This window comes from Pseudomonas sp. S3_E10 (assembly GCF_054667615.1).
Genome location: NZ_CP162743.1, coordinates 2,765,274 through 2,778,118 on the forward strand (window position 1 = coordinate 2,765,274; position 12,845 = coordinate 2,778,118).

Annotated in this window: 9 protein-coding genes; 5 read left to right on the forward strand and 4 right to left on the reverse strand. The window is 58.3% G+C overall.

Features of this window, described 5'->3' with window-relative positions:
* The first annotated feature begins 35 nt into the window (after window positions 1-35).
* The 4 genes from glyQ (at window position 36) to AB4N98_RS12485 (ending at window position 4,434) form a co-directional block, all read left to right on the forward strand.
* A complete protein-coding gene (gene glyQ, locus AB4N98_RS12470; protein WP_003187265.1) occupies window positions 36-989 on the forward strand; it encodes a glycine--tRNA ligase subunit alpha in 954 nt (317 codons plus the stop codon).
* Entirely contained in the window at window positions 986-3,040 is a 2,055-nt protein-coding gene (gene glyS, locus AB4N98_RS12475) for a glycine--tRNA ligase subunit beta (protein ID WP_017528687.1), read from the forward strand. The genes glyQ and glyS overlap by 4 nt, the downstream gene beginning before the upstream one ends.
* A gap of 3 nt (window positions 3,041-3,043) precedes the next feature.
* Entirely contained in the window at window positions 3,044-3,580 is a 537-nt protein-coding gene (gmhB, locus tag AB4N98_RS12480) for a D-glycero-beta-D-manno-heptose 1,7-bisphosphate 7-phosphatase (protein ID WP_017528686.1), read from the forward strand.
* Window positions 3,581-3,663: 83 nt separating this feature from the next.
* Complete coding sequence (locus AB4N98_RS12485) at window positions 3,664-4,434, forward strand: lysophospholipid acyltransferase family protein (RefSeq protein ID WP_065879214.1); 771 nt, start codon at window positions 3,664-3,666, stop codon at window positions 4,432-4,434.
* Between the two features lie 178 nt (window positions 4,435-4,612).
* Here the strand turns inward: AB4N98_RS12485 and AB4N98_RS12490 are convergent, their stop codons facing one another.
* The gene (locus AB4N98_RS12490; RefSeq protein ID WP_017528684.1) at window positions 4,613-6,895 is read right to left on the reverse strand and encodes a CHASE2 domain-containing protein; all 2,283 of its coding nucleotides are present in this window, start codon (window positions 6,893-6,895) and stop codon (window positions 4,613-4,615) included.
* A gap of 455 nt (window positions 6,896-7,350) precedes the next feature.
* Here AB4N98_RS12490 and AB4N98_RS12495 point away from each other — a divergent pair, with 455 nt between their 5' ends.
* Entirely contained in the window at window positions 7,351-8,073 is a 723-nt protein-coding gene (locus AB4N98_RS12495; RefSeq protein ID WP_017528683.1) for a response regulator transcription factor, read from the forward strand.
* Between the two features lie 108 nt (window positions 8,074-8,181).
* Here the strand turns inward: AB4N98_RS12495 and gyrB are convergent, their stop codons facing one another.
* The 3 genes from gyrB to dnaN are packed head-to-tail and all read right to left on the reverse strand — an operon-like array spanning window position 8,182 to window position 12,831.
* The gene (gene gyrB, locus AB4N98_RS12500) at window positions 8,182-10,599 is read right to left on the reverse strand and encodes a DNA topoisomerase (ATP-hydrolyzing) subunit B (RefSeq protein WP_017528682.1); all 2,418 of its coding nucleotides are present in this window, start codon (window positions 10,597-10,599) and stop codon (window positions 8,182-8,184) included.
* 4 nt (window positions 10,600-10,603) lie between these two features.
* Window positions 10,604-11,707 carry a DNA replication/repair protein RecF gene (gene recF, locus AB4N98_RS12505; RefSeq protein WP_460149486.1) on the reverse strand — a complete coding sequence of 368 codons (1,104 nt, stop codon included), beginning with the start codon at window positions 11,705-11,707 and terminating at the stop codon, window positions 10,604-10,606.
* Window positions 11,708-11,727: 20 nt separating this feature from the next.
* Window positions 11,728-12,831 (reverse strand): DNA polymerase III subunit beta, encoded by a 1,104-nt coding sequence (gene dnaN / locus AB4N98_RS12510; protein ID WP_034139939.1) that lies wholly within the window; start codon window positions 12,829-12,831, stop codon window positions 11,728-11,730.
* Between the last annotated feature and the right edge of the window lie 14 nt (window positions 12,832-12,845).

Consider the following 12,845-nt stretch of genomic DNA (forward strand, 5'->3'; position numbering starts at 1 on the left):
TCTTTAAATCGCAGCCCAAGTAACAGGTGAATTTCGTGAGCCAGCCTACGCCAGCCGTGCGTACCTTCCAAGACTTGATCCTCGCCCTCCAGCAATACTGGGCCGAGCAAGGTTGTGTGGTACTTCAGCCCTACGATATGGAAGTAGGCGCCGGCACTTTCCACACCGCTACCTTCCTGCGGGCCATCGGCCCGGAAACCTGGAACGCCGCTTATGTGCAACCCAGTCGCCGCCCGACTGACGGCCGCTACGGCGAAAACCCGAACCGTCTGCAGCACTACTACCAGTTCCAGGTAGTACTGAAGCCGAACCCGGACAACTTCCAGGAACTGTACCTGGGCTCGTTGAAACATGTCGGCCTGGACCCACTGGTCCACGACATCCGTTTCGTCGAAGACAACTGGGAATCGCCAACCCTGGGCGCCTGGGGCCTGGGCTGGGAGGTCTGGCTCAATGGCATGGAAGTGACGCAATTCACTTACTTCCAGCAAGCGGGCGGCATCGAGTGCTACCCGGTGACCGGCGAAATCACCTACGGCCTGGAGCGCCTGGCCATGTACCTGCAAGGCGTGGACTCGGTCTACGACCTGGTGTGGGCTGACGGCCCGTTCGGCAAAGTGACCTACGGCGACGTGTTCCACCAGAACGAAGTGGAGCAATCGACCTATAACTTCGAACACGCCAACGTCGACAAGCTGTTCGAACTGTTCGATTTCTATGAAAGCGAAGCCAAGCGCCTGATCGAACTCGACCAGCCGCTGCCGTTGCCGAGCTATGAAATGGTGTTGAAGGCGTCCCATACCTTCAACCTGCTGGATGCTCGCCGTGCCATCTCGGTGACCGCGCGCCAGCAATACATCCTGCGTGTACGCACCCTGGCACGTTCCGTCGCCCAAGCCTACCTGCTGGCTCGCGCCAAGCTGGGCTTCCCGATGGCCACCCCGGACCTGCGTGATGAAGTGTTGGCTAAGCTGGAGGCTGCACAATGAGTGCTCAAGATTTCCTGGTTGAACTGGGCACTGAAGAGCTGCCACCCAAGGCGCTCAATACCTTGGCCGAGGCATTCCTGGCCGGTATCGAAAAAGGCCTGCACACCGCCGGCCTGAAATTTGAAGCCAAGAAGGTCTACGCCGCGCCGCGCCGCCTGGCGGTATTGCTGACCGCGCTGGAAACCCAGCAGCCGGACCGCAGCATCAACCTCGACGGCCCACCGCGCCAGGCCGCGTTCGACGCCGATGGCAACCCAACCCAGGCCGCCCTTGGTTTTGCCAAGAAGTGTGGCGTGGAGCTGAGCGAGATCGACCAAAGCGGTCCGAAACTGCGCTTCAGCCAGGTCATCACCGGCAAGCCCACCGCCAGCCTGTTGCCGACTATCGTCGAAGATTCCCTGAATGACCTGCCTATCCCCAAGCGCATGCGCTGGGGTGCCCGCAAGGAAGAGTTTGTACGCCCAACCCAGTGGCTGGTGATGCTGCTCGGTGACCAGGTCATCGATTGCACCATCCTCGCCCAGAAGGCTGGCCGTGACTCCCGTGGTCACCGCTTCCATCATCCGCAAAGCGTGCGTATTACCTCGCCGGCCAACTACCTCAGCGATTTGCGTGCAGCCTATGTGCTGGCGGATGCCAACGAGCGTCGCGAGCTGATCAGCAAGCGCACCGAAGAGCTGGCCCGTCTGCAGGAAGGCACCGCCATCGTGCCGCCAAGCCTGCTTGACGAAGTGACCGCGCTGGTCGAGTGGCCGGTGCCACTGGTGTGCTCGTTCGAAGAGCGTTTCCTCGACGTGCCGCAGGAAGCCCTGATCACCACCATGCAGGACAACCAGAAGTACTTCTGCCTGTTGGACGTGGACGGCAAGTTGCTGCCGCGCTTTATCACCGTGGCCAACATCGAGAGCAAGGACCCGCAGCAGATCATCGCCGGTAACGAGAAAGTCGTTCGCCCGCGCCTGACCGACGCCGAGTTTTTCTTCAAGCAAGACAAGAAGCAGAAGCTCGAAGACTTCAACCTGCGCCTGCAAAACGTGGTGTTCCAGGAAAAACTCGGCAGCGTCTACGACAAGGCCGTACGTGTTTCCAAGCTGGCGGCCTACATTGCCCCGCGCATTGGTGGTGACGCAGCCTGGGCCGCGCGTGCGGGCTTGCTGTCCAAGTGCGACCTGGCCACCGAGATGGTTGGCGAATTCCCTGAGATGCAAGGCGTTGCCGGCTACTACTACGCCCTCAACGACGGCGAGGCGGATGATGTCGCCCTGGCGCTTAACGAGCAGTACATGCCGCGCGGTGCCGGCGCCGAACTGCCGACCACCCTCACCGGTGCGGCCGTGGCCATCGCCGACAAACTGGACACCCTGGTCGGCATCTTCGGTATCGGCATGCTGCCTACCGGCAGCAAAGACCCCTATGCCCTGCGTCGCGCGGCCTTGGGCGTGCTGCGTATCCTGATCGACAAAAAACTCGACCTCGACCTGACCCAGGCCGTGGTGTTCGCCGTCGGCCAGTTCGGCGCCAAGGTCAAGCAAGCCGGCCTGGCTGAGCAAGTGCTGGAGTTTGTGTTCGACCGCCTGCGTGCGCGTTATGAAGACGAAGGCGTGGACGTTTCCGTCTACCTGTCGGTACGTGCCCTGCAACCGGCTTCGGCGCTGGATTTCGATCAGCGTGTGCAAGCCGTGCAAGCGTTCCGCAAACTGCCGGAAGCCGATGCGCTGGCCGCCGTGAACAAACGTGTGTCGAACCTGCTGAGCAAGGCCGAAGGCCTGGGCAATGCCGACGTAGACCCAGGCCTGTTTGCCGATGCCAAGGAGTTCTCGCTGAACTCGGCCATCGCCAAGGCAGAAAACGCAGTGAAGCCGCTGATTGCCGAACGCAACTACGCCGAAGCCCTGGCGCGCCTGGCCACCTTGCGTGAGCCGGTGGATGCGTTCTTTGAAGCGGTGATGATCAATGCCGAAGATGCCGGCGTGCGGAAAAACCGCTACGCCATGCTGGCGCGTCTGCGTGGCTTGTTCGTCAACATCGCTGACATCTCGACGCTGAGCTGACCCATGTTGAAACTGCTGATTCTCGATCGGGACGGGGTGATCAATTACGACTCCGACGCTTACATCAAGTCGGTGGCGGAGTGGATTCCACTGCCCGGCTCGATCGAGGCCATCGCGCAGTTGAGCAAGGCCGGCTGGACCGTGGCCATCGCCACCAACCAGTCCGGCATTGCCCGTGGCTACTACGACATTGCCACCCTGGACGCCATGCACGCGCGCTTGCGCACGTTAGTGGCGGAGCAGGGCGGTGAGGTGGGGCTGGTGGTTTACTGCCCCCACGGGCCGGATGAGGGCTGCGATTGCCGCAAGCCCAAACCGGGCATGTTGAAAACCATTGCAGAACATTACAACGTGCCGCTAGCTGGGATATGGTTCGTCGGGGACAGCCTCGGTGACCTGGAGGCGGCCAACGCCGTCGACTCTCAACCCGTTTTGGTAAAAACCGGAAAAGGCGAGAAGACCCAGGCGAAAAACCTGCCGGTAGGCACATTGATTTTTGACGATCTTGCGGCAGTTGCCGCAGAACTTATCAACAACTAGCTGCCCTCGACTTCCTGATCAAGGATTGTTCGGGAGTGCGCTTTTCAACAGGCGGGCCGTGTCCCGCAACGGTAAATGCCGCCATGTCGATCTTGCAGGCCATCAGAACCTTTTTCTTTTACCTGCTGCTGGGCACCAGTTCGCTTCTCTGGTGCACCCTGAGCTTTTTTATTGCGCCGTTTTTGCCGTTCAAGGCGCGCTATCGCTTTATCAACGTTTATTGGTGCCGCTGCGCGTTGTGGCTGACCAAGGTGTTCCTGAACATTCGTTTCGAGATCAAGGGCGCTGAAAACGTCCCGGACCAGCCCTGCGTGATTCTGTCGAACCACCAGAGCACCTGGGAAACATTCTTTCTCTCGGCGTACTTCTCGCCCCTGAGCCAGGTGCTCAAGCGCGAGCTGCTGTATGTGCCGTTCTTCGGCTGGGCCATGGCCATGTTGCGTCCTATCGCCATCGACCGGGACAACCCCAAGGCGGCGCTCAAGCATGTGGCCAAGAAGGGTGACGAGCTGCTCAAGGATGGCGTGTGGGTACTGATCTTCCCGGAAGGTACACGGGTGCCCTTTGGTACCGTGGGCAAATTCTCCCGCGGCGGTACGGCGTTGGCGGTTAACGCTCACCTGCCGGTGTTACCGATTGCGCATAACGCCGGTAAATTCTGGCCGAAAACCGGCTGGGCAAAACGCGAAGGCACCATCACCGTGGTGATTGGCGAACCCATGTACGCAGAAGGCGAGGGCCCACGCGCCATTGCCACGCTGAATGAGCGTGCCCAGGCCTGGAATGAAGCGCAGCAACGGGCCATGGGTTCCCTCCCGCCGGAACCGGTGGTGGTGGATACACCGGTGGTATGAGCAACTGTGGATAACCTGTGTACGCTTTGTTGGCAAATTGGCTTTTTTTGTTCATAACGCGCTGATTTACATACATATTTCTCAAGGTCATAAAATTCCGGAAAACGTGCATAAGTTTTTCCTCATAAAAAAACCGGTCCTTGTGACCGGTTTTTTATACACAGCCGAACAGCACGTTTCAGCAGTCATCCAGCAACGGCAACTGCAGACTGAACGTGGTGCCTTTGCCCACTGCGCTTTCACACTCCACACGCCCTCCGTGACGTTCCACGACCGCCTTGACCATGGTCAGCCCCAACCCCAGCCCTTCACTGCCCTGGGCCGAATCGAAGCGCTTGTACTGGCTGAACAACTCCGGTAAATCCTTGGCTGCTATCCCTGGCCCCTGATCGCTGATGCGACATTCCAACCAGCCTTGCGCGCTGCCGTGCCGCAACCTCACGGTAGTACCTGATGGGGAATATTTGATGGCATTTTCCAGCACGTTGAACAACGCGCGCGTGAGTAGCGATTGGTCAGCACAGACCATCCCTTCATCAGCCTCATCCAGATCATGAACCAGATGAATGCCCTTGAGCTGGGCGATCAGCGCCACTTGGTCAAAGGCATCCATCACCAGCATGGCGAACAGCGTCGGTTGAAACTGGTAGCCATCGGCTTCGGCTTTAGCCAGTTGGACGAACGACTCAGTCAGGCTCAAGGCACGACGTACCTGCTGCTCGATCAGGGCAAATACCGGCGACTCAGCGTTGTGCACATCCAGCAGCGCAAGGATCGCCGAATGCGGCGCACGCAGGTCGTGGGAAAGAAAGCGCAACATGGTTTCGCGGTGTTGCTGCGCCTCGCGTTCCTTACTCAAGTCAGTGAGGCTCAACAGCCATCCCAGCGCTACATCACCTTCGGCAGGCAATAACGGAGCCAGCTCCATGCGCAGGCTGCGCTGGTGGATATCGCGAAACTCGACGAGCGCCAACGCCGACAGGGCAGGGCGCACGCCGTTGTGCAAGGGTGGATAACCGAGGTCAACCAACTGCTCCAGGAGGTTTTGACTGACCAGCTCATTGCCGAACACGTCGCGCGCAATACGGTTAGCCAGCAGGATATTGCCTTGGGTGTCCGCGATCAGCGTCGCGACAGGCAGGCATTCCAGCCCATCGGCCATAAAGCGTCGGGTGTCTCGCGTACGACTGACCGCTTGCTCAAGGGCAAAGATACGGTCCTGCAATACATCCCCGTTGCTCGCAGGTGCGCGGCGGCGTTCAGGCAAGACCTTGGGCTCGTCATCCAGACGCGCCAATTCCCAGCCGAAGTAGGCGAGGATTACGCTGAGACGGCGCCAATTCCAGATCAAGTAGCTGAGCAGCAAGCCGATCAAGCAGGCCGCGGGCGGCCACCAGTGGCCCAACCGCAACAGCAGGGCGGACACGACCAACGCCGCAATCATGCATCCCATGGTCATCCACAGCGCATAGCGTGCACGGTACAGCAGCAGACCCAGCAACAACGCCACCCATGACGTTGCCATCACGGCCGAGAGCCACCTAGGCAGATCCACGATGCTGCGCCCCTGCAGCAAACCATTGAGTACGTTGGCCTGGATTTCCACCCCCGCCGTAGTACCCGCCAAAGGCGAAAGCGGTGTGACAAAGCGCTCGCCCATCCCCGACGCTGTTGCACCCACCAGAATCAGGCGGTTGCGCAGTTGTTCTGGAGGGATCTCCCCGCTTAATACGCTGACATACGACACACTCGAAAAATGAGTGTCAGGGTCGATAAACGGGATTCGAACGGCATGATCGCGGTGCCAGTCCTGGCCGTTCGGCTGCTCGGACTGCCCCGGCATCTGCGACGGTTGGCCGCTCATGGCAAAGGCCAGCCACGCCAATTGAGGGGCCATGGCGTCCGGTGGACCTTCGCGCAGGTACAGGCTGCGCACCACTCCATCGCTGTCCGCCTCCACATTGATATGCCCGACCCCTTTGGCACATTTGAGCAGCGGCAGCATCTGTGCGTCGGATTGGCCGTAGCTGATGGAATCATCACGGGCCAGAGGCAACAGCACATTACCTGCGTTGCATACCGCGTCGGCCAGGCGTTTGTCACGAGTAGGGTCGCCGGGTTCGCTGAAAATCACATCGAACAAAATTGCAGCTGGCTGCGCGGCGCTCAGGCGGTCAATCAGGTCGGCATGCAGGCTACGGGGCCAGGGCCATTGGCCGAGCTTTTTCAAGCTGGAGTCGTCGATGGTCACCAGCAAGATGCGCGGGTCCATCGGCAGTGGGGCCACACGGCGAAGACTGTTGTATAGCGGGTTGTTCAGGGCAAGGCCGGGGCTCATCGAGAGATAGGCAGTGATCGGCAGCAGCAGCAAACCTATCCACAACCACTCACGTACCAGGCCCCGGAACAAACGCTGGGCGTGGGTAGGTTGACGTTTTTCGGCTTTGCCCCAAAGCATCATCGGTCAGTGCGCCTGTGCTGTTGGCGAATGGTAGTAAATGGCATAGACCCGTTTCCCCCTCAAGGCGGTGACCGCCGTCAGCCGACACCCCATGTCATAGAACGACGCTTTGTGCCCAAGTGAAGCTCATTTTTCAAACGATGGAAAACTATCCGGCTCGATGTTCAGAACAGCGGGAATTCCGATAGACATCCACTCACAGGGCACAGGAGTTTACGACAGCGCACGCGTCGGCTGATCCTTTTCCTTACGGTCCGGAGCCGGTATCTTTCCTTGCGAGGTATCAAGGACTTTTAATGGGTTAATCGCGTATTGATCCAGCGTACCGAGAGATCCGAGGGGTCGACGAATCCGAACACAATTCTTCAGATTCACCGACCGGCATCTATGCAGTAAGCGCCTTCAATCGAAATAGGCCAATGACTGCCGACTCTTCAAAAAGAAAGGACCCTCCCATGCGTGTCGCAATACTGGATGACGAACCCGCGGAATTGCGCCGGGTGGAACAGACACTGCGACAAATCCCCAGCACCGCCGAACAGCCTTGGTCCCTGCATTGCTTCGAACGCGGTGAAGACCTGTTGCGCCAATTACGTCGTGAAACCTTCGACCTGCTGATACTCGATTGGCAACTACCTGATATCACCGGCATTGCACTGCTGCGCTGGACCCGTGAACACATGGAATCGCCACCGGCGGTGATCATGCTGACCAGCCGCGATGCCGAGAGCGATATCGTCACCGCACTGAACAGCGGCGCCGACGATTACGTCAGCAAGCCTTTTCGCCCGAATGAACTGAAGGCCCGGGTCACCGCTGTTCTGCGTCGGCACGGCCTGCAGAAATCAGCAACCCATGAGGTGCAGAGCTTCAACGACTTGACCTTCGACGACGCGGAATTGACCGTCACACGTGCTGGTAAACCCATCAACCTTACTGAGCGCGAGTACCGCCTTGCCAGCTGCCTGTTTGCCAACCTGGCTCGGCCGCTGTCCCGCGAATATCTGTACGAGCGGTTCTGGACGCACGAAGAAATGGTGTCGTCCAGGCCGTTGGACACCCACATCTATCGCTTGCGCAACAAGCTTGGCCTCACCGCAGATAGAGGTTGGCAGTTGTTGACGATCTATGGGTACGGGTACCGATTGGAGAGCGTCGCGACGGGAACCAATGGCTAAAAACGGGCAGATGTTCCACGTGGAGCATTCTAATAACCCGCGTTTTTTATGTAATAAAAAAGGCCAACGCTAAGCGTTGGCCTTTTTGTTGTGGCAGGTTGCGACTGATCAGAAGTCCAGGTTAGAAACCGCCAGGGCATTGCTTTCAATGAAGTCACGGCGAGGCTCGACCGCATCACCCATCAGGGTGTTGAAGATCTGGTCTGCGCCAATGGCATCCTCGATAGTCACGCGAAGCATGCGACGCTGCGCGGGATCCATGGTGGTTTCCCACAATTGATCCGGGTTCATTTCACCCAGCCCTTTGTATCGTTGAATGGTATGGCGCTTGGTGCTTTCAGCCATCAGCCAGTCGAGGGCTTCCTTGAATTCCTTGACCTGCTTCTTGCGCTCGCCCCGTTGAATATAAGCGCCGTCGTCCAGCAAGGTGCTCAGTTGGGCGCCCAGGGTTACGACGGTCTTGTAGTCATTACTGCCGAAGAAGTCGCGGTTGAAGGTGACGTAGTTCGACAGGCCGTGGGAGATCAGTTCGACCTCTGGCAGCCACACGTTACGTTCACGGTCTTCACGCAAGCTGGCTTTGTAAACCAGGCCGGATTTTTCGACGGTGCGCAGGCGTACTTCGTACTGGGCCAGCCAATCCTGCATCGCAGCGTGATCGCCCAGTTGCTCCAGGCTTACGGCCGGCAGGTAGATGAAGTGCTCGGTCAGCTCCTGAGGGTATAGACGCGACAGACGCTTGAGGGTCTTCATCACCATGCGGAAATCGTTGACCAGACGCTCCAGCGACTCACCGGAAATGCCGGGGGCTTCATCGTTCAAGTGCAGGCTGGCATCTTCCAGGGCCGACTGCGTCATGTACTCTTCCATGGCGTCGTCGTCTTTGATGTATTGCTCTTGCTTGCCCTTTTTCACTTTGTACAACGGCGGCTGAGCGATGTAGATGTAGCCACGCTCGATCAGCTCCGGCAACTGACGGAAGAAAAAGGTCAGCAGCAGGGTACGGATGTGCGAACCGTCGACGTCAGCATCGGTCATGATGATGATGTTGTGATAGCGCAGCTTATCGATGTTGTACTCATCACGGCCGATACCGCAGCCCAACGCCGTGATCAAGGTGCCGACTTCCTGGGACGAAATCATCTTGTCGAAGCGTGCCTTCTCGACGTTGAGAATCTTACCCTTCAACGGCAGGATAGCCTGGGTGCGACGGTTACGACCTTGCTTGGCGGAACCGCCTGCAGAGTCACCTTCCACCAGGTACAGTTCGGAGAGGGCAGGGTCCTTCTCCTGGCAGTCGGCCAGTTTGCCCGGCAGGCCAGCGATATCCAAAGCGCCTTTACGTCGGGTCATTTCACGGGCTTTACGCGCTGCTTCACGGGCGCGCGCCGCGTCGATCATCTTGCCGACAACCAGCTTGGCTTCGTTCGGGTTCTCCAGCAGGAAGTCGGAGAAGTACTTGCCCATCTCCTGTTCCACTGCGGTCTTCACTTCGGAGGACACCAGCTTGTCTTTGGTCTGGGAACTGAACTTAGGATCCGGCACTTTCACCGAGATAATCGCGGTGAGGCCTTCGCGTGCATCGTCACCGGTGGTCGCGACTTTGTGCTTCTTGGCCAAGCCTTCAGCTTCGATATAGGTGTTCAGGTTACGCGTCAGTGCGGAACGGAAACCCACCAGGTGAGTACCGCCGTCACGCTGAGGAATGTTGTTGGTGAAGCACAACAGGTTCTCGTTGAAGCTGTCGTTCCACTGCAGGGCGATTTCGACGCCGATGCCGTCTTCACGCTGGATGTTGAAGTGGAACACCTGGTTGACCGCTGTCTTGTTGGTGTTCAGGTATTCAACGAACGCACGCAGGCCACCTTCGTACTTGAACAGTTCCTCCTTGCCGCTGCGCTCGTCCTTGAGGACGATACCCACACCGGAGTTGAGGAACGACAGTTCACGAATGCGCTTGGCCAGGATGTCCCAGCTGAAGTGAATATTCTTGAAGGTTTCAGCCGAGGGCTTGAAGTGGATCTGGGTACCGGTGGTTTCACTGTCACCGACGATCTTCATCGGTTCTTGTGGAACACCGTGAACATAGGTCTGTTCCCAGATTTTGCCGCTACGGCGCACGGTCAGGATCAGCTCTTCCGACAGTGCGTTCACCACCGACACACCCACGCCGTGCAAACCGCCGGAGACTTTATAGGAGTTGTCGTCGAACTTACCGCCGGCGTGGAGCACGGTCATGATGACCTCTGCCGCCGAAACGCCTTCCTCTTTATGCACATCTACCGGGATGCCGCGACCGTTGTCACGAACAGTAATGGATTCGTCCGGGTGGATGATGATGCTGATGTCGTCGCAGTGACCGGCCAGAGCTTCGTCGATGGAGTTGTCGACCACCTCGAACACCATGTGGTGCAGACCGCTACCGTCATCAGTGTCGCCAATGTACATACCGGGACGTTTGCGTACGGCATCCAAACCTTTCAGCACTTTAATGCTGGTCGAGTCGTACGTGTTTTCTTCGCTCATGCCTTCACTCCCGATGGTCGTGGGTCTGGGTGATACGGCCTTGTTCCACGTGGAACAAAGCGACTGGCGTTTCCGTCTGCCAGCCTTCCCTCAATAATTCGTGGTCTACACAGGTGATAAACACCTGGCAGCGTAAGTCTTCCAACAAGCGGCATAACGCGCGGCGGTGTTGCTCGTCGAGTTCGGACGGCAAGTCATCCACCAGATAAATACACTGACCGCGTCGGGACAGACTCACCAAGTGGCCCTGGGCAATACGCAATGCGCACACCACCAACTTTTGCTGGCCACGGGACAAGATATCCGCGGCGTTATGAGCGCCTAACCTAAGACGCAAATCGGCACGTTGGGGGCCGGCCTGGGTATGCCCAATTTGCTGATCCCGTTGCAAGGAAGTGGCGAGCACTGCACTCAGTTCACGCTCTTTGTCCCAACCACGGTAGTAGCTCAGCGTAAGGCCCTCGAGATCCAGCAACTCACTCAAGGTCTGTTCAAAGACTGGTTTCAAGGCTTTGATGTAGGCGCGGCGGTATTCATCTATTTCGTCGCTGGCCAGGCACAGCTCTCGGTCCCAGGCCGCCTGCGAAGCGGCGTCAAGTGTACCATGCCGCAGCCACGAGTTCCGCTGCCGAAGGGCCTTCTGCAGGCGCTGCCAGGTAGCCATGAAACGTGGTTCCACGTGGAACACACCCCAATCGAGGAATTGCCTGCGGATTTTCGGCGCACCTTCCAACAGACGAAAGCTGTCAGGGTTGATCAGTTGCAGCGGCAGGATTTCTGCCAGTTGCGCAGCACTACGAGCATTTTGCCCATCGATGCGAATTTTGAACTCTCCGCCACGGTCACGGGATATCCCCAAGCTGCTGTGCCCACCCTCAGCCAGCTCAACTTGACCAAATACCGTGCACGCCAATTGCTCGTACTGGATAACCGGTAACAGCCGTGCACTGCGAAAGGAACGAGCGAGCCCCAGCAAATGGATGGCTTCCAGCACGCTGGTTTTGCCACTGCCATTGGCGCCGTGGAGGATATTGATGCGGGGGGAGGGGGAGAAGGTCACCGGGTGCAGATTGCGCACCGCGGTGACCGAGACGCGACTGAGGGACATCTAGCTTCTGCTGAGCATGATTACAGGCGCATCGGCATAACAACGTAAGCCGAGTCGTCGTTATCGGATTCCTGTACCAAGGCACTGCTGTTGGAGTCCGACAGAATCAGGCGAACCTGCTCGGTGGTCATGACTCCCAGTACGTCCAGCAAGTAGCTCACATTGAAGCCGATTTCCAGCGAGCCGCCGTTGTAGTCGACGCCCACTTCTTCTTCCGCCTCTTCCTGCTCCGGGTTATTGGCCTGGATTTTAAGCTGACCGTTGGCCAGTTGCAGACGAATGCCACGGTACTTTTCGTTGGAAAGGATCGCCGTACGGCTGAACGCTTCGCGCAAGGCTTGACGATCACCGATCACCAGTTTGTCACCGCCTTTAGGCAACACGCGTTCGTAATCCGGGAACTTGCCGTCAACCAGCTTGGACGTAAAGGTGAACTCGCCAGTGGTGGCGCGAATGTGATGCTGACCCAGCACGATGCTGACGTTGCCGTCGGGCTCGGTCAGCAGGCGCGCCAATTCGAGGATACCCTTGCGCGGCACGATCACCTGGTGGCGATCCGGCTGGCCAATATCGGCACGCATCGAGCACATCGCCAGACGGTGACCGTCGGTTGCAACGGCGCGGATAACGCCTTCGGAGACTTCCAGCAGCATACCGTTGAGGTAGTAACGTACGTCCTGTTGAGCCATGGCGAAACTGGTGCGCTCGATCAAACGGCGCAGCTTGCTTTGCTCCAGGCTGCAGGTCAGCGATCCCGGGCCTTCTTCGACGGTTGGGAAATCATTGGCCGGCAAAGTCGACAGGGTGAACCGACTGCGCCCGGCCTTGACCACCAACTTCTGCTCATCAACCTTGATGTCGATCAGCGCATCGTTCGGCAGGCTTTTGCAGATATCCATCAGCTTGCGCGCCGGCACGGTGATCTCGCCAGGTTCGGCGGGCTCTTCCAGTTGCACACGGCCAACCAGCTCGACTTCAAGGTCGGTACCGGTCAAGGACAATTGCTGGCCTTCTACAACCAGCAATACGTTGGAAAGCACCGGCAAGGTCTGTCGGCGCTCGACGACGCCTGCGACCAGTTGCAGGGGTTTCAACAGGGCTTCGCGTTGAATGGTGAAATGCATGGTCTAGTCCCTTG